At 73.3% G+C, this 16,929-nt stretch carries 13 protein-coding genes; 11 read left to right on the forward strand and 2 right to left on the reverse strand.

Annotated elements, in window-relative coordinates; all coding sequences use genetic code 11:
• Positions 1–61: 61 nt before the first annotated feature.
• The gene (locus tag FXF65_RS42505) at positions 62–553 is read right to left on the reverse strand and encodes a MarR family winged helix-turn-helix transcriptional regulator (protein ID WP_067888371.1); all 492 of its coding nucleotides are present in this window, start codon (positions 551–553) and stop codon (positions 62–64) included.
• 134 nt (positions 554–687) lie between these two features.
• On the opposite strand from FXF65_RS42505, the gene FXF65_RS42510 reads away from it, so the two are divergent.
• The 10 genes from FXF65_RS42510 (at position 688) to FXF65_RS42555 (ending at position 14,608) form a co-directional block, all read left to right on the forward strand.
• Positions 688–2,136: an aldehyde dehydrogenase family protein gene (locus FXF65_RS42510; protein WP_148356166.1), complete on the forward strand. Its 1,449-nt coding sequence runs from the start codon at positions 688–690 to the stop codon at positions 2,134–2,136.
• 14 nt (positions 2,137–2,150) lie between these two features.
• A complete protein-coding gene (locus tag FXF65_RS42515) occupies positions 2,151–3,458 on the forward strand; it encodes an aminotransferase family protein (protein ID WP_148356167.1) in 1,308 nt (435 codons plus the stop codon).
• A 45-nt stretch (positions 3,459–3,503) separates the two neighbouring features.
• The gene (locus FXF65_RS42520) at positions 3,504–4,568 is read left to right on the forward strand and encodes an ABC transporter substrate-binding protein (RefSeq protein WP_187412827.1); all 1,065 of its coding nucleotides are present in this window, start codon (positions 3,504–3,506) and stop codon (positions 4,566–4,568) included.
• Positions 4,569–4,572: 4 nt separating this feature from the next.
• A complete protein-coding gene (locus tag FXF65_RS42525) occupies positions 4,573–5,475 on the forward strand; it encodes an ABC transporter permease (RefSeq protein ID WP_148356169.1) in 903 nt (300 codons plus the stop codon).
• Positions 5,468–6,310: an ABC transporter permease gene (locus tag FXF65_RS42530; protein WP_148356170.1), complete on the forward strand. Its 843-nt coding sequence runs from the start codon at positions 5,468–5,470 to the stop codon at positions 6,308–6,310. The genes FXF65_RS42525 and FXF65_RS42530 overlap by 8 nt, the downstream gene beginning before the upstream one ends.
• Complete coding sequence (locus FXF65_RS42535) at positions 6,307–7,458, forward strand: ABC transporter ATP-binding protein (RefSeq protein WP_148356171.1); 1,152 nt, start codon at positions 6,307–6,309, stop codon at positions 7,456–7,458. Before FXF65_RS42530 ends, FXF65_RS42535 begins: the two co-directional genes overlap by 4 nt.
• Before the next feature lie 62 nt (positions 7,459–7,520).
• Complete coding sequence (locus FXF65_RS42540) at positions 7,521–10,526, forward strand: aminotransferase class III-fold pyridoxal phosphate-dependent enzyme (RefSeq protein ID WP_148356172.1); 3,006 nt, start codon at positions 7,521–7,523, stop codon at positions 10,524–10,526.
• Positions 10,527–10,545: 19 nt separating this feature from the next.
• The gene (locus tag FXF65_RS42545; protein WP_148356173.1) at positions 10,546–12,210 is read left to right on the forward strand and encodes an amidohydrolase; all 1,665 of its coding nucleotides are present in this window, start codon (positions 10,546–10,548) and stop codon (positions 12,208–12,210) included.
• A gap of 37 nt (positions 12,211–12,247) precedes the next feature.
• Complete coding sequence (locus tag FXF65_RS42550; protein ID WP_148356174.1) at positions 12,248–13,360, forward strand: NAD(P)-dependent alcohol dehydrogenase; 1,113 nt, start codon at positions 12,248–12,250, stop codon at positions 13,358–13,360.
• Positions 13,361–13,426: 66 nt separating this feature from the next.
• The gene (locus FXF65_RS42555) at positions 13,427–14,608 is read left to right on the forward strand and encodes a GNAT family N-acetyltransferase (RefSeq protein ID WP_222869053.1); all 1,182 of its coding nucleotides are present in this window, start codon (positions 13,427–13,429) and stop codon (positions 14,606–14,608) included.
• On the opposite strand, the gene FXF65_RS42560 is transcribed toward FXF65_RS42555, so the two are convergent.
• Entirely contained in the window at positions 14,605–16,251 is a 1,647-nt protein-coding gene (locus FXF65_RS42560) for a serine/threonine-protein kinase (RefSeq protein ID WP_148356175.1), read from the reverse strand. The genes FXF65_RS42555 and FXF65_RS42560 overlap by 4 nt on opposite strands.
• A 78-nt stretch (positions 16,252–16,329) precedes the next feature.
• On the opposite strand from FXF65_RS42560, the gene FXF65_RS42565 reads away from it, so the two are divergent.
• Positions 16,330–16,917, forward strand: coding sequence for a TetR/AcrR family transcriptional regulator (locus FXF65_RS42565; protein ID WP_148356176.1), 588 nt, complete (start codon positions 16,330–16,332; stop codon positions 16,915–16,917).
• The last annotated feature ends 12 nt before the right edge of the window (positions 16,918–16,929 follow it).

Here is a 16,929-nt window from a genome sequence, read left to right on the forward strand (position 1 = left end):
GCCTACTGTTGACAACATCAACACCCGCCCCGGTCGGCGGCCGTCCGCGCCCGGCGGCGGGTCAGCGTTCGGAGCGCTCCAGCGCCTTGGCCAGCGTGGCGAGCTTGCGCAGGGCCGAGTCGAGCACCTCCTGTTCCAGCGGGGTGAGGCAGACGAGGAAGGCGTTGTTGCGCTCGTTCGCGGCGCCGATGAGCCCCCGGTAGAGCGCCCGCCCGCTGCGGGTCAGCGTGAGCTGGGTCGTGCGGCCGGGCCCGGGCTCGCGCTCCACCAGGCCGCCCGCCGCCAGCTTGCTCGCGACCCGGCTCATCTGCGCCTTGTCCAGGCCCGCCAGCCGGGCCAGCCGGTTGACGGTGAGCGGCTCGTCGGCGCCGAGCAGGGCGATCGTCCGCCACTCCTGCAGGCTGACGTTGAATTCCCGGCGGTAGCGGAGGGCGGCGCTGCGGGACAGGGCGTTGGCCACCCGGTGCAGCCGGTACGACAGCAGCTCCCTGATCGGCAGGAGTTCGGTCTCCTGGGCGGCGGGATCGGCCGACGGAGACGGTTGGGCGTTCATGCCCCCACTGTAGGGCGGCGCGCGGCCGTCAGGACGCAGGTTCCGCCAACTGTTGACAAATACAACACCGGCCTTGGAAACTGTGCGGCATCGATTACGGTCGGCGTAACGGATGACACAGGGAGGGCCGCAATATGCCCGCAGATCCGTCCGCAACCCTGCTCGTCGACGGGGTGTGGGAACCGGGATCCGCGACCTTCGACGTGGCGGACCCCGCCACGCTCCGCGTCCTCGGCCAGGTCGCCGACGCGGGTCCGGAGGAGGCGCTCGCGGCGCTCGCCGCCGCCGACCGGGCCGCCGGCCCCTGGCGGCGGACGCCCGCCGAGTCCCGCTCCACCGCGCTGCGCGCCGCCGCGGCCGAGATCCGCGCCCAGGCCGAGCCGCTCGCCGCGCTCATGACGAGCGAGAACGGCAAGCCGCTCGGCGAGGCCCGCGGCGAGATCCTGGGCAGCGCCCGCATGCTGGAATGGGCCGCCGAGGAGGCCCGCCGCACGAACGGCCGGGTGACGCCGGACGCCGCCGCCGGACCCGGGCTGGTGCTGCGCGTCCCGGTCGGCCCGGCGCTCGCGATCACCCCGTGGAACTTCCCGGCGAGCATGCTGGTCCGCAAGGTCGGGCTGGCCCTCGCCGCCGGCTGCCCGGTGATCGTCAAACCGGCGGAGCAGACGCCGCTGGTCGGCACCGCGCTGGTGCGGATCATCGCCGCGGCGGGCGAGCTGCCCGCCGGGGTGCTCCAGTCGCTCACCACGTCCCGTCCCGGGGACGTCGCCGGGGCGCTGCTCGCCGACCCCAGGCTGCGCAAGGTCAGCTTCACCGGCTCCACGGCCGTCGGCCTCAGCCTGGTCCGCTCGACGGGCGACCACCTGCGCCGGACGTCCCTCGAAATGGGCGGCCACTCCCCCGCCATCGTGTTCGACGACGCCGACCTCCCCGCCGCCGCGGCCGCGGTCGCCGCCGCGAAGTTCGCCAACGCGGGGCAGAGCTGCATCGCGGTGAACCGGCTGCTCGTCCAGCGGTCGGTGCACGACGAGTTCGTGGCGCTCCTCCTGGAGAAGGTGGCCGCGCTCAAGCTCGGGCACGGCTCCGCCGAGGGCACCACCGTCGGCCCGCTGATCGACTTCACCGGGCTGGACAAGGTGGAGCGGCACGTCACCGACGCGGTGAAGCGCGGCGCGACGGTCGCGGCGGGCGGACGGCGCTGGACGCCCGGCGACCCCGCCCTCACCGGCGCGTTCTACGAGCCGACCGTCCTGACCGGCGCGGACGACGCCATGCTGATCAGCTCCGAGGAGACCTTCGGCCCGGTGCTCCCGGTCTACGCCTTCGACGACGACGAAGAAGCCGTGGACCGCGCCAACGCCACCGACTACGGGCTGGCCGCCTATGTCCACGGCTCCGCGCTCGCCCGCGTGTGGCGGGCCGTCGACCAGCTGAGCTTCGGGGTGGTGGCGGTGAACGAGGCGTTCCCCGTCCGTCCCGAGCTGCCGTTCGGCGGGATGAAGAACAGCGGCCTGGAACGCGAGGGCGGCACCGAGGGCATCGACGCCTACCTGGAGACCAAGTCCGTGGCGATGAGGCTCTGAGGGGGCGCGGGATCATGACCACGCAAGAGCACGTGGGGACGGAGCGGGCCGAGCTGCTCGCCGAGGCGGACAAGCGGACGCTCATCCATCCGCACAGCGTCATCGGCGCGCCCGCCGAGCCGCTGGTCCTCGACCGGGGCGAGGGCGCCGTGGTCTGGGACGTGAACGGCAAGTCCTACATCGACGGCACCTGCGGCCTGTGGCAGTGCCCGGTCGGCCACGGCCGGGACGAGCTGGCCGCGGCCGCCGCAGAGCAGATGGGCAGGCTGGAGTTCTACTCGTCCTTCGGCGACTACTCCAACGAGCCGGCGATCCGGCTGGCCGAGCGGCTGCTCGAACTGGCGCCGCCGAACATGCGCCGGGTCTTCCTGACCAACGGCGGGTCCGAGGGCAACGAGACGGCGATCAAGCTCGCCCGGCTCGCCCACCACCACGCCGGGAACCCGGAGCGGTTCGTGATCCTCGCCCGCGAGGGCGGCTACCACGGGATGGGCGGCGGCTCGCTCGCCGCGACCGGGATCGACCGGCTGCGCGAGGGCTACGGGCCGCTGATGCCGGGGATCGAGTTCCTCGCCAAGCCGCACTCCGTGCGCGGCGCGGACGTCACCGACCGGCTCGTCGGCGAGCTGGAGGAGCGGATCGCCGAGATCGGGCCGGAGCGGATCGCGGCGTTCATCGGCGAGCCGGTGCTCGGCGTCGGCGGCATGGTGCCGCCCCCGGAGGACTACTGGCCCAGGGTCCAGGACGTCCTGCGCCGGCACGGCATCCTGCTGGTCGTCGACGAGGTCGTCACCGCGTTCGGCCGGATCGGCCACTGGTTCGGCTCCGCGCGGTACGGCATCGAGCCGGACCTGATCGTCACCGCGAAGGGGCTGACCAGCGGCTACATCCCGATGGGCGCGGTGCTCGCGGGCGAGCGGGTGCTCGACCTCGCGGACGGCGCCGCGTTCCTGCACGGGTTCACCTACAACGGGCACCCGGTCGGGTCGGCGGTGGCGCTCGCCAACATCGGCGTCCTGGAGCGCGAAGGGCTCCTGGAACGTGCCGAAACGCTCGGCGCCCGGCTGCTCGCCGCGCTCAAGCCGCTGGAGCGGCTGGACCGCGTCCTTGAGGTGCGCGGCGTCGGGATGATGCTCGGCGTCGAGCTGACCGGCCCCGACGCCGCGACCGCGGCGGCCGGGGTGCAGGCCGGCGCCCGCGCGGACGGGGTGATCGTGCGGGCCTCCGGCACCACGATCGTCCTCTCACCGCCACTGGTGATCGACGAGGGGCGGCTCGACACGCTGGCCCGCGTCCTGACCGAACACGTCACAGCGGCCTGACGGGGCAGGACGCGCGAAGCCCTTACCCACCCCCAGGAGGAGATCGTGCGACACACCCGGCGTATCGGCCCGGCGGTCAGAGTCTCGGCCGCCGGCCTGGCCGCGGTCCTCGCGGCCGCGTCCTGCAGCATCGGCAACGCGAGCGGGGGCGACGACGACGGCAGCCTGACGTTCGTGTCGACCGGGGCCCCGTTCCAGGACTACCAGGCGGAGGCGTGGCAGAAGCCCTTCACCGCCGAGACCGGGATCAAGTTCCGCAACGACGGCCCGGTCGACGAGGCGAAGATGAAGACGATGGTCGAGGCCAGGAAGGTGACCTGGGACGTCGTCGACACCAGCGCCGCCGCGACCGAGCAGTACTGCGGCAAGTACGTCGAGAAGCTCGACTTCTCGATCGTCGACAAGAGCATCTTCCCGCCCGGGACGGTGAGCGAGTGCGGCGTCCCCGCGTTCTTCTACAGCACCATCTTCATGTTCAACAAGCAGAAGTACGGCGCGAACCCGCCCACCAAGATCGCCGACTTCTTCGACGTGAAGAAGTACCCGGGCAAGCGGATCGTGCCGCCGGAGATCGCCGTCGGGCTGCTGGAGGCGGCGCTGCTTGCGGACGGCGTCCCGCAGGACAAGCTCTACCCGCTCGACCTGGACCGGGCGTTCAAGAAGCTCGACCAGATCAAGGGCGTGACGACGTTCGCGCAGACCTACGGGCAGATGCAGCAGATGATGGTCGACAAGCAGATCGACATGGGGCTGATGCTGAACGCCCGCGCCTACCAGGCGCTCAAGGCGGGCGCCCCGTTCGAGCCGGTCTGGGACAAGACGATCGTGAACTGGGACGATCTCGTGATCCCCAAGGGCTCGAAGAACAAGGAGCAGGCGATGAAGTTCATCGCCTCCGCCTCCGGGGAGAAGCCGTCCGCCAGGATGTCGGAGCTGGCGTCGGTGCTGCCGATCAAGGAGAGCATCAAGCCGAACTTCGACCAGTACCAGCAGCGGCTGAACGCGTACGCGCCGGAGCACAAGGACAGCATCGTCCGGACGGACGCGGCCTGGTGGGGCCAGAACTTCGACATGGTCACCAAGCGCTACACGGCGTGGCTCAACGGGTGACGCGATGAGCGCCCCGACCGCATCGGCGCCGCCGGTCGCCGCCACCGGCGGCGCCGGCCCGGCCCCCGCCCGGCCGCGCAGGCGGATGGCGGGCTGGTTCATCCTGCCCGCCACCGCCCTGCTGCTGGTGTTCTTCTGCTACCCGCTCGCCTTCGTCATCTGGCGGAGCTTCACGGACCCGTCCGCGGGGCTGGGCAACTACACGGCCCTGCTGCACGACGGCGTGTCCACCACGGTCCTGGTGCGGACGCTCGTCACCGGGCTGATCGTGTCCGCCTGCACCCTCGTCATCGCCTACCCGTACGCGTACACGATGACGCGGGTCGGGCCGCGCGGCCGCAACCTGATGACGGTCGTGGTCCTGCTGCCGTTCTGGACGTCGATGATGGCCCGCAACTTCGCCTGGTACATGCTGGAGCAGCGCGGCGGCCTGATCGACGACGCGTTCTCCGCGGTCGGGATCCACGGCGTCGTCCTGCTCGGCTCGGTGCCCGGCGTGGCGGTCGCGATGGTCCAGGTCATGCTGCCGTTCATGGTCCTCCCGCTGTACAGCGGGATGGAGGGCATCGACAAGCGGCTGCTGGACGCGGCGACCAGCCTCGGCGCGCCGCGCTGGCGGGCGTTCGCCCGGGTGTACCTGCCGCTGTCGCTGCCGGGGGTGCTGTCGGGGTTCACGCTCGTGTTCATCCTGACGCTCGGGTTCTACGTCACCCCGGCGCTGCTCGGCTCGCCGCAGGAGTCCCTGGTCGCCCAGTTGATCGCGACGCAGGTCAGCAAGCTGCTCGACTTCGGCGGCGCGGGCGCGCTCGGCACGGTGCTGCTGGCGGTGACGCTGCTGGCGCTGTTCGTCGTGTCGCGGTTCGCGAACCTCTCGTCCACGACGGAGAAGGCGGTGACGAATGACTGAACAGGCGTCCACGGCGGCGGCCGCGGGCAGGCCCGGGTTGCGGGCCGGACGGGACGGCGGCGTCGGCTGGGGCCTGCGGTCGGTGGTCGCGCTGACCGGGCTCGTGCTGATCGCGCCGACCGCCGTCGTGATCCCGATGAGCTTCTCCGCGGGCGACACCTTCCAGTTCCCGCCCGAGGACTGGTCGCTGCGCTGGTACCAGGCGTTCTTCAGCTCCGAGAAGTGGATGCGGTCGCTGCTGACCTCGGTGCAGATCGGGCTGCTCGTGGCGGTGACGGCGACCGTGCTCGGCGTCGCGGCGGCGTTCGGGCTGAACCGGGCGGGCTTCCGCGGCCGGGGCGCGATCCGCTCGCTGATGATGGCGCCGCTGATCGTCCCGGGCATCGTGGTCGCGGTCGCGATCTACGGCGTGTTCCTGCGCTGGCAGCTCAACGGCACGGCGATCGGGTTCGTGACCGCGCACACCGTGATGGCGCTGCCGTTCGTGGTGACGGTCATGACGACCAGCCTGGCCGGCTACGACCGCACGCTCGACACGGCCGCCGCGTCGCTCGGCGCCACCCAGGTGACGACGTTCTTCCGGATCACCGTGCCGCTGATCGCGCCCGGCGTGCTGTCGGGGTTCGTGTTCGCGTTCGTCATGTCGCTGGACGAGGTCGTCGTCGCGCTGTTCCTGCAGACGCCCGACATCCAGACGCTGCCGGTGCAGATGTACAACTCCATCACGCTGGAGATCGACCCGACCATCGCGGCCGCGTCCAGCCTGATGGTGACGGCCACGACCCTCGTCCTGCTGGTCCCGCAGTTCGTTCGCCGCAAGCGGAGCACACCATGAGCCATTCCGACACCAGCACCAGCACCGGCCCCGGGATCCGGATCGCGGGCGTCTCGAAGGTCTACCACGGGACGTCCCGTCCCGCCGTGGACGACGTGTCCCTCGACATCGCGGACGGCGAGTTCATCACCTTCCTCGGCCCGTCCGGCTCGGGCAAGACGACGATGCTGTCGATGCTCGCCGGGTTCGTCTCGGTGTCCGGCGGGACGATCGAGATCGACGGCCGGGACGTCTCCCGGCAGAAGCCGCACAGGCGGAACCTCGGCGTCGTGTTCCAGCAGTACGCGCTGTTCCCGCACATGAGCGTCGCGAAGAACGTCGCGTTCCCGCTCCAGCAGCGGCGGATGCCGAAGGCGCAGATCGCGGCGAAGGTCGCCGAGACGCTGAAGCTCGTCCACCTGGAGGACTACGCGGACCGGCTGCCGAGCATGCTGTCCGGCGGGCAGCAGCAGCGCGTCGCGCTGGCCCGCGCGGTGGTGTACCAGCCGCGCGCCCTGCTGATGGACGAGCCGCTCGGCGCGCTCGACCGGCGGCTGCGCGACCAGCTCCAGCGCGAGATCGCCCGCATGCACCGGGAACTGGGCATGACGTTCATCTTCGTCACCCACGACCAGCACGAGGCGCTCACCCTGTCCGACCGCATCGCGGTGTTCAACGACGGCAAGGTCGAGCAGGTCGGGACGCCCTCCGAGCTGTACGAGCGTCCCGGGACGCTGTTCGTCGCGCAGTTCCTCGGCGAGTCCACCTGCTTCCGCGGCACCGTCGACGCGACCGCGGGCCTGCTGCGCTGCGAGGGGTTCGCGGCGCGGGCGCCGCGCCTGGACGCCGGGCTCGACGGGACGGGCGGCGTCGCGATCGTCCGGCCCGAGCGGCTGGAGCTGCACCCCGGCGCGGGCGACGTCCCGTCCGGGCACAACCAGGCGAGCGCCACCGTCACCGAGATCGTCTACGTCGGCAACCACCACCAGGTCGGGCTGCGGTTCGGGGACGGCACGACCGGCTCGGCCATGCGGGTGGCCGGGCGGTCGCTCCCGGCCGTGCCGGGCGAGGAGGTCACGGTGAGCTGGGACCCGGAGCACCAGTCGATCGTCCCCGCCCCCGGCGGCGCGTCCGCCTCGCCCTCCGTGCTGGAAGCCGCGGGCGCCTGACCCCGCCCCCGCCCCCTGATCCGAACCCGCCACCGCATCCCGACCACCAGAGGGAGTCGCCCATGCCCGTCCAGACCCACCGCGCCGGGCCCGACGAGCGCTACGAGCGGATCACCGCCGGGGTTCCCGAGCTGCCCGCCGAGCTGGTACGGGACGTCCTGCGCGACCGGTACGGGCTCGACGCCGACGACCTCCGCCCGCTCGCCGGGGAGACCGACCGCAACCTCCGGGTCCTCGCGGGCGGCGCGGAGTACGTGTTCAAGGTCTGCGACCCGGCCGACCGCGCGGCCATCGACTTCCAGTCGGCGCTGCTCGCGCATCTCGACGGGCGGGACCTGGGCTTCGAGGTTCCGCGAGTCGTCCCGGACGTGTCGGGCGCGCCCGTCACCTCCGTGTCCGAGGGGGGCCGCGACCTGCCGGTCCGGCTGCTGACCTGGGTGCCCGGCGAGCTGCTGGCCGAGACGGCCCCGGCGCGCCGGTCGGCCGAGCTGCTCGCCGACGTCGGCGCGGTGGCCGGACGGCTGACCGCCGCGACCGCGTCCTTCGCCCATCCCGATCCGCCCGCGCCGCACTACTGGGAGTTCGGCCACGCGGGCACGGCGCTCGCCGGGTCGGCCGGGCACGTCCCCGACCCGGGCGTGCGCGCCGCCGTCGACGCGATCCGGGAGCGGTACGAGACCCCGCTCGCCGAGCGGCTGCCCGAGCTGCCCACGGCCGTGGTGCACCACGACCTCAACGCCTTCAACCTGCTGGTCCGGCGGGACGGCGGCCGCCGCCGGGTCAGCGGCGTGATCGACTTCGGCGACGCGCTGCCGACCGCGCGGGCCGCCGACCTGGCGGTGCTGATCTCCAGCGTGGCGCGCGGCGCCGCCCGCCCGCTGACCGTCGCGCGGGCGCTCGTCGCCGCCTACCACGCGGCGTGCCCGCTGACCGAGGCCGAGCTCGACCTGCTGTTCCCGCTGGTCGCGGTGCGCGCCGCGACGGTCGCCGCAACGACCGCCCGGCTCGACGCGGAACGGCGGCACGGCGACCCCCGGCACCGGTCGGCGGCCGCCGCCGACCTGGTGCGGGCGCTGGCGGAGATCCCGGCGGAGCTGGGGCGCGGCGCCGTCCGGGACGCGTGCGGGCTGCCCGCGCATCCGTCCGGGCCGACGCTCGTGTCCTGGCTCGCGGATTGCGCGGCGACCGCGCCGGTGGACGGCGCGCTCACCACTGTCGACCTCGGCGCGTCCTCTTCTGTCTTCGACGGCGTCGACCCGCGCGACCACGACGCGCTGGGGGCCGCCGCGAACGCCGCCATCCTGGCCGAGCGTCCGAGTGTGGCGGTCGGGCGGTACGGCGAGCCGCGCTTCCTCGCGCCCCGCCCGCGCCGCGACGGCGGACCGGACGAGCCCGACAACGTCCACCTCGGCGTCGACCTGTTCGCGGCGGCCGGGACGCCGGTCCGCGCGCCGCTGTCCGGCCGGGTCGAGGAGAACGGCACGGCCTTGGTGCTGCTGCACGAGCCGCCCGGAGGCGTCCCGTTCCGCACGATCTACACCGGGCTGGACGGCGCGCCCGAGGCGGGCGCGGAGGTCGCGGCGGGCGAGCGGATCGGCCGGATCGCGCCGAGCACCGGGCTGCCGCCGCACGTCCGGATCCAGGTGACGTGCTCGGAGCTCGGCACCTGGGCGTCCGTGCCGTCCGGCGTCCCCGGCTCCGAGGAGGCGGTGTGGCGGGGCCTGTTCCCCGACCCGACGCCGCTGCTCGGCGCGCGGAACGCGGTCACCGCCTGGACGCCCGCGATCGACAAGGCGCTGGAGGCCCGCCGCAGGCACCTGCCGAACACGCACCCGACGTACTTCGAGGACCCGATCGCGATGTCCCGCGCCCGGGACTGCCTGTTCTACGACGAGCGGGGCCTCTCCTACCTGGACGCGCTCAACAACGTCACCCTGCTCGGCCACGGCCACCCCCGGCTCGTGGACGCCGCGACCCGCCAGCTCGGCAGGCTGAACACCAACACCAGGTTCGTCTACGACACGCTGACCGAGTACGCCGAGCGGCTCACCGCGACGCTCCCGGACGGTCTCGACGTCGTCTACTTCGTCAATTCCGGCAGCGAGGCCAACGACCTCGCCCTGCGCATGGCCCGCTTCCTGACGAAGCGCGACGACATCGTCATCATCGACGACGCCTACCACGGCTACACGACCGTGGTGGCGGACGTGAGCCCGTCGCGGTACCGGAACTACGGCAAGCCGGACACGACGCATCCGACGCCCGTCCCCGACCGCTACCGGGGCGCGTACGGCTACGACGACGCGGACGCCGGGGCCAAGTACGCCCAGCACGTCATCGACGCGTTCGACGAGCTGACGGCGGAGGGACGTCCGCCCGCGGCGTTCCTGTACGAGTCGCTGCTCGCGGGCGGCGGGCAGGTCGTCCTGCCACCCGGATACCTGGAGCCGATCACGGCGGCGGCGGCCGAACGCGGCGTGCTGACGATCGCGGACGAGGTCCAGGTCGGGTTCGGCAGGCTGGGCGAGGCGTTCTGGGGGTTCCAGACGCAGGGGCCGGGCGTCGTCCCCGACTTCGTGACGATGGGCAAGGCCATGGGCAACGGGTTCCCGATGGCGGCGATGGTCACGACGCGGGAGATCTCGCGGGCCTTCGACCCGGCCGGGCGGTTCTTCTCCACCTACGGCGGCAACCCGGTCGCCTGCGCGGTCGGCCTGGAGCTGCTGGACGTCGTCGCGGACGAGGGCCTCCAGCACAACGCGCTCGTCGTCGGCCAGTACCTGCGCGACCGGCTCGCCGGGCTCGCCGACCGGCACCCGCTGATCGGCGACGTGCGCGGGCAGGGCTTCTACAGCGGGGTCGAGTTCGTCCGCGACCGGGAGACCAAGGAACCGGCGTCGGAGGAGACGCTGACCATCTGCGAACGGCTCAAGGACCGAGGGGTGCTCGTGTATCCGACCGGACGGTCGTGGAACATCCTCAAGCTCAAACCGCCGCTGACGTTCACGCGGGGGCACGCCGACGAGTTCACGGACGCGCTCGACGCCGTCCTCGAGACGGGCTGGTGACATGACCGGACACGCTGACATGACCGCACACGCTGACATGGTCCTGCTGGGCGGCCGGGTGCTGACCGTCGACGACGCGTTCACGGTCGCGTCGGCGCTGGCGGTGACCGGCGACCGGATCACGGCCGTCGGGTCCGACGACGAGGTGAGGGCCCTCGCCGGGCCGTCCACCACGGTCGTCGACCTCGACGGCCGGACGGTGCTCCCCGGCATCAACGACGCGCACCTGCACCTCGCGATGTTCGGCCTGGCCGGGCCGCCCTTCTCGGCCGACCTCAACGGCGTCGCCTCGCTGGAGGACCTGCGCGCGGCGCTCGCGGACGGCCCGCCCGGACCCGGCGGCAGCCGCTGGCTGATCGGCGAGGGCTGGCGGGAGGCGAACATCGCCGAGTTCGACGCCGCCGACCCGGGGCCGCACCGCTCCCTCATCGACGAGGTCACCGGCGACCGGCCGACCGTGCTGCACCACGCGTCCCGGCACTCGGTGCTGGTGAACACCGCCGCGCTGCGGATCGCGGGGATCACCCGCGACACCCCGGACCCGGCGGGCGGGCACATCGTCCGCGACCGCGCCGGGGAGCCGTCCGGGCTGCTGCTGGAAGGGGCGAAGGGGCTGGTCACCCCGTACGTCCCGGCGCACTCCGAGGCGGAGCGCCTGGACGCGATCGAGTCGGCGATGCGCACGCTCAACGCGCTCGGCATCACCAGCGTCACCGACCCGATCGTGTGGCCGGAGCTGCTGCGCGACTACACGACGCTGCGGCGGCAGGGGCGGATGACCGTCCGGGTGAACGCGCTGCTGCACTGGGACTGGCCGTCCCCTGCCAGCTCGTCCGAGCGGCTGGAGACCGCGCTCGGGTACGCCGGGCTGTCCGCTGGGTTGGGCGACGACTGGCTTCGGATCGGCGGCCTCAAGCTGTTCGCGGACGGGGTGCCCACGCAGTGCACCGCCTGGCTGCACGAGCCGTACCCGTCCGGCGGGCACGGGAGCCTGATCACCTCCGGCGACGACGACGAGGCCCGCTACGAGGAGTTGCTGCGCTCGATCGAGCTGGGGCACCGGCACCGGCTCCAGGTCCAGGTGCACGTCACCGGCGACCGCGCGGCCGACGCCGCCGCGGACGGCCTGGTCCGCGCCCTCAAGGAGGACCCGTGGCCGGACGCGCGGCACGCCCTCATCCACGGCACGCTCCTCAACGAGCACGGCTTCGCGCGGCTGGCCGAGCACGACATCAGCGTGATCACCAGTTCGCTGATGAAGTCGCACAGCGGCGCGTCGATGACGCGGGCGATCGGCGCGGACCGGTGGGCCCGCGCGTTCCCGGCCGGGGCGCTGCTCGCGGCGGGAGTCCACGTCGCGGACAGCTCGGACGCGCCGGTCACCTTCCCCGACTGGCTCCGCGGCATCGCCACGTTCACCGGCTCCGCCCCGGGCCCGTTCGCCGACGTGCCCGCCGACCTGCGGCTCACCCGCGAGCAGGCCGTCCGGCTGTGGACCACGGCGGGCGCCTATCTGGAGCACGCCGAGGACCGCAAGGGGACCCTCACGCCCGGGAGCCTCGCGGACCTCGTCGTCCTGGACGGCGACCCGGTGACCGCGGACGGCGACGCGCTGCGGCGCATCACGCCCGTGTTCACCGTGGTCGGCGGGCGCGTCGTCCACACTGGGGGGACGCCCGGCTAGCGACCTTGGCCGTCCGACCCCGTGAAGGAGCCCGCCCATGCGGATCACCGCCGCTCTCGTCGAGGAACTGGACGGCCCGTTCACCCTCACCGAACTGGAGCTGGACGAGCCCGGCCCCGGCGAGGTCCTGGTCAAGGTGGCCGCCGCCGGGATCTGCCACACCGACGGGCTGGCCCGGCACGGCGACCTGCCGTTCCCGCTGCCCGGCGTCCTCGGCCACGAGGGCGCCGGAACGGTCGCGGCGGTCGGGCCCGGCGTCACCGGCTTCGCCGAGGGCGACCCGGTCGTCATCGGCTGGCCGTCGTGCGGCGCGTGCCGGAACTGCCGGGCCGGGGAGCCGCGCTACTGCGAGCGGCTCGCGACGGCGCTGGTCGGCGGCGGACGGCTCGGCGGGCCGCGCGCCGGGGAGACGGCGCTGCGCCGTCCGGACGGCAAGCCCGTGTCCAGCCACTTCTTCGGCCAGTCGTCGTTCGCGACGCACGCGCTGACCACGGCCGCCGCCCTGGTGCCCGTCCCGCCGGAGCTGCCGCTCGCGCTGATGGGGCCGCTGGCCTGCGGGGTCTCCACCGGCGCCGGCGCGATCTTCAACTCGGTCCGGCCGGGCGCGGGGGCGCGGCTCGTGGTGTTCGGGACGGGGACCGTCGGCCTCGCCGCGATCATGGCCGCCCGCAACTCCCCCGCCACCCGGATCATCGCCGTCGACCGGCACGCGTCCCGGCTGGAGCTGGCCCGCGAACTGGGCGCGACCGACACCGTCGACGCGACCGAGCACGACCCGGTCGACGCCGTCCGCGACCTGTGCGGCGGGCCCGCCGACTACGCGCTGGAGTGCACGGGGGTGATCGACGTCGTCCGGCAGGCCGCCGACGTGGTCGGCATGCTCGGCACCTGCGTCCTCATCGGCGGCGCCCCGGCCGCCGCCGAGTTCTCCCTCGACCACCTGTCCACGCTGTGGGGCAAGCGGATCGTCGGGGTGCTCGGGGGCGGCGGGCGCAGCGAGGAGCTGATGACCGCGATCATGCGGCTGTACGCGCAGGGCCGCTTCCCGTTCGACCGGCTCGTGGAGTACTTCGACTTCGCCGACGTCCAGACCGCGCTGGACCGGTCCTACGCGGGCGAGGTCGTCAAGCCGGTCCTGCGCATGCCGTGAGGCGGCGCACGGGCTGACCAGGGGACCTGCGAAAAACCGGTTGCGCGGCCGACATACGGTGGAAGCGTGATCGAGATCAAGGACATCCCCGAGGCCGACGCCGACCGCATGGTGGACTTCGCCGGGATCGTGTTCCACAGCCGCATCGAGGACGGCGACTACGAGCGCAACTCGTGGGTGGCCCGGCGCGCCGAGCGGATCGGCGCCTACGACGGCGGCACGGTCGCCGGGCAGCTCGCGGCCCTCCCGATGCGGCTCGCCGTGCCCGGCGCGCTGCTCGACTGCTCCGCCGTCACGTTCGTCGGGGTGCTGCCCACGCACCGCCGCCGCGGCGTCCTCACGTCCATGATCGAGCGGATGCACGCGGACGCGGTCGCCGCGGGCCGCCCGGTCGCCGCGCTCTGGGCGTCGCAGGGCGCGATCTACGGACGGTACGGCTTCGGCCTCGCGACCCGCGCCGTCGGCCTGGAGATCGACGCCGCGCGTCCGCTCGAACTGCGCACGACGCCCGATCCCGCGCCGCTGCGGCTGATCGACCCCGCGTCCGCGCCGGAGATCCTCGACCCGATCCACGCGCGCGCCCTCGCCGCGCGTCCGGGCGGGCTGGTCCGCGACCCGGAATGGTGGACGTGCGGCACGCTGCGCGCGGTCGAGCAGGAGGCCCCCGGGTTCAGCCCGCCGCGCGTCGTCGTCCATCCCGGCGGGTATGCGGCCTACCGCGCCAACGAGCACACCGTCAGGGTCGAGGATCTCGTCGCGGACACACCGGCGGTGGAGGCCGCGCTGTGGCGGTACCTCGCGTCGATCGACCTGATCAAGGTCGTGCAGGCGCCGACCCGCCCGGTGGACGACCTGCTCCCGTTCATGGCCGCCGACCCCGACCAGGTCGTCGTGAAGAACGGCTACGGCGCGCTGTGGCTGCGGCTGATCGACGTCCCGGCCGCGCTGCGCGCCCGGTCGTGGGCCACCGAGGACACCTTCGTGCTGGACGTCCGCGACGCCCGCCTTCCGGCCAACGAGGGCCGCTGGCGGCTGAAGACCGGCGCCGAGCCCGCATGCGACCGGACGGACGAGGCCCCCGACCTGACCCTGTCCGCCGCCGACCTGGCGTCCGTCTATATGGGTGGCACGCCGGTGTCCGCGCTGGCCCGTCTCGGCGTGGTGACCGAGCACACTCCGTCGGCGGTCGCCCGGCTGGACGCGGCCCTAACCATTCCTCTCGCGCCCTATACCAACGACGACTTCTAGGCGACGGTGAAGCCCGTGCAGGCCATGGGCTTGGCCCTGCCGTTCGCCGGGACGTGGTACCACAGCACCGTCCAGGCGCCGGGTGACAAGGGGAACGCCTCGTTGTTGGCGCCCGGCCAACTGAAGTCCTCCGGATAGGTCACGGTCAGCGCCTCGCCCATCGTCGCCTGCTGGCGAGGGTCCGCCTTTGCCGGGTATCGGACCGGCTTGGAATTGACGATGCCGGTGATCCGGTTTCCGCCCTGCCCGACGGGCGGCCTGATCTGGGCGGCGATGTAATAGCCGGAAGGGCCGTACCACTCGAAGAGCAGTTTCAGATCGACACTGCCTCCGGCGCGGATCGCCGCCGGGGTGTGCGCCAGTTTCATGGTCGCGGCGAGCGTCTGGTCGTCGGGCTTGACGTTCTTGTCGCACCTGCCGGTCGCCGGGTCCCAGGTGAAGGCGCCCGCGCGCTGGTCGATCGACATGATCGCCGGGGGCTTCGCGGCGGCCCGGGTCGCGGGCGGGGACTGCGTGACGCCGCCGGTCGTCGTCCCGCCGGTCGTCGTCCCGCCCGTGGTTCCGCCCGTGGTCCCGCCCGTCGTTCCGGTGCCGCCCTGCGCGGAGGGGCCGGTGTCGGGGAGGCCCTCGTAGGCCAGGAGGGACGCGGCCGCCAGCAGCGCCGTCCCGCCGAGGATCACGGCCGCGCGCCGCCGGGTGCGGGACGGCCGGGTCACCGACGTCGCCACCGACGTGCGGCCGTGGTCGGGCGGGACGAGCCCGTCCGCGATCGCCGACCGCAGGTCGGGCGGCGGCGGGGCGGTGAGCGCGACCAGCCGCCGGTAGTCCGGATGCTCCGCCAGCGGGTCGCGGACCGCGCACAGGCGCATGACCTCCTCCGGCCCCGGCCGCGCGGCGGGGTCCTTGGCGGCGCACCGGGTCAGGAGGTCTGCCAGCCGCGCGTCGACGCCGTCCAGGTCGAGGTCGCCCGCCAGAGTGCGGTGGACGATCACGGAGAGGCTCTCGTCGCCGAACGGCGGGCGTCCGGTCGCCGCGAAGGCGATCGTCCCGGCGAGCGAGAACACGTCGGACGCGGCGGACGCCGGACGGCCGTCGATCAACTCGGGCGCGACGAACCCGGGCGTGCCCGTCCAGGTACCGGTCCCGGTGATCTGCTCCTGCCCCTCGCCGCGGGCGATGCCGAAGTCGATCAGGCGCGGCCCGTCCCGGCCGAGGATCACGTTCGCCGGTTTGAGGTCGCGGTGCCGGACGCCCTGCCGGTGCAGGTCGGCGAGGCCCTCGGCCAGCGCCGCCAGCAGCCGCAGGCAGGTACCCGGCGGGAGCGGCCCGTGCCGCCGCACCGCCTGCTGGAGCGTCGGCCCCGGGACGTACTCGGTCGCCAGCCAGTACGGCGGGGCCTCGACGCCGGCCCCGACGAGCGCGGCGGCGAACCGGCTGCGCACCAGGCCGACCGTCTCGACCTCGCGGCGGAACCGCGCGAACGCCTGCGGCGCGGTGAGGTCCCTGCTGATCACCTTGACCGCGACGTGCAGGCCGCCCCGGCTGAGACCGAGGTAGACCTCGCCCATGCCGCCCGCGCCGAGCCTGGCCAGCACCGGGAAGCCGCCGATCTCCGCCGGGTCGTCCGGCCGTAGCGCCTGCATCGCCGACCTCCGGGCGGACGAGCCGAAAAGGACACGCCGAGTATGATTGACTGAGCGTCATTCAATCAAGGGGAACGGATGTCTCCGCGCAACGTCGGCACCAACCAGCGGATGCGCGCCCAGGCCAAGGCCAAGATCCTCGCCTGCGCCCACCGGCTGTTCAGGGAGCACGGCTACGACTCGACGAGCCTCGCCCGGATCGCCCGCGAGGCCGGGGTCTCGGCGGGCCTGACGGTCTACTACTTCCGCACCAAGCAGCATCTCGTCCAGGCGCTGGCGGACCGGCTGCTGCACGAGAAGGTCGTGCGGCGGATCGAGGCGCTCGACCCGGACGCCGGTCCGGACGAGCGGCTCGCGGCCCTGGTCGACGCGGTGCTGGAGGCGGCGGCGGCCGAGCCGCAGATCATCGCCCTGCACCTGGCCCTGCTGCTGCGGCCCGGCGTCGCCGAGACCCTCGCCGACGCCGAGCACGAGCATGAGGAACGGCTCGCCGTCCTGGCCCAGGAGATCCTCGCGTCCAGGGGAACCGACGCCGTCACCGAACAACTGCTGTTCCGCACCTCGATGATGGGGCTCGTCTATGGAATGGTCAGCCCGTATCAGCCGTTGCCGCTGGAATCGGCGCGCGCGCACATGTACGCCCAGTACGGCCTTGCCAAGCGGTAGAAGGTCGGGGGC

The organism is Actinomadura syzygii (assembly GCF_008085905.1).
In the GTDB taxonomy this organism is placed as follows: domain Bacteria; phylum Actinomycetota; class Actinomycetes; order Streptosporangiales; family Streptosporangiaceae; genus Spirillospora; species Spirillospora syzygii.

Excerpts from the sequence above, each read along its gene's own strand:
- FXF65_RS42505 (WP_067888371.1), bottom strand. The coding sequence starts at position 553 with ATGAACGCCCAACCGTCTCCGTCGGCCGATCCCGCCGCCCAGGAGACC.
- FXF65_RS42560 (WP_148356175.1), bottom strand. The coding sequence starts at position 16,251 with ATGCAGGCGCTACGGCCGGACGACCCGGCGGAGATCGGCGGCTTCCCG.
- FXF65_RS42515 (WP_148356167.1), top strand. The coding sequence starts at position 2,151 with ATGACCACGCAAGAGCACGTGGGGACGGAGCGGGCCGAGCTGCTCGCC.
- FXF65_RS42540 (WP_148356172.1), top strand. The coding sequence starts at position 7,521 with ATGCCCGTCCAGACCCACCGCGCCGGGCCCGACGAGCGCTACGAGCGG.
- FXF65_RS42525 (WP_148356169.1), top strand. The coding sequence starts at position 4,573 with ATGAGCGCCCCGACCGCATCGGCGCCGCCGGTCGCCGCCACCGGCGGC.
- FXF65_RS42545 (WP_148356173.1), top strand. The coding sequence starts at position 10,546 with ATGACCGCACACGCTGACATGGTCCTGCTGGGCGGCCGGGTGCTGACC.
- FXF65_RS42535 (WP_148356171.1), top strand. The coding sequence starts at position 6,307 with ATGAGCCATTCCGACACCAGCACCAGCACCGGCCCCGGGATCCGGATC.
- FXF65_RS42565 (WP_148356176.1), top strand. The coding sequence starts at position 16,330 with ATGTCTCCGCGCAACGTCGGCACCAACCAGCGGATGCGCGCCCAGGCC.
- FXF65_RS42530 (WP_148356170.1), top strand. The coding sequence starts at position 5,468 with ATGACTGAACAGGCGTCCACGGCGGCGGCCGCGGGCAGGCCCGGGTTG.
- FXF65_RS42510 (WP_148356166.1), top strand. The coding sequence starts at position 688 with ATGCCCGCAGATCCGTCCGCAACCCTGCTCGTCGACGGGGTGTGGGAA.
- FXF65_RS42550 (WP_148356174.1), top strand. The coding sequence starts at position 12,248 with ATGCGGATCACCGCCGCTCTCGTCGAGGAACTGGACGGCCCGTTCACC.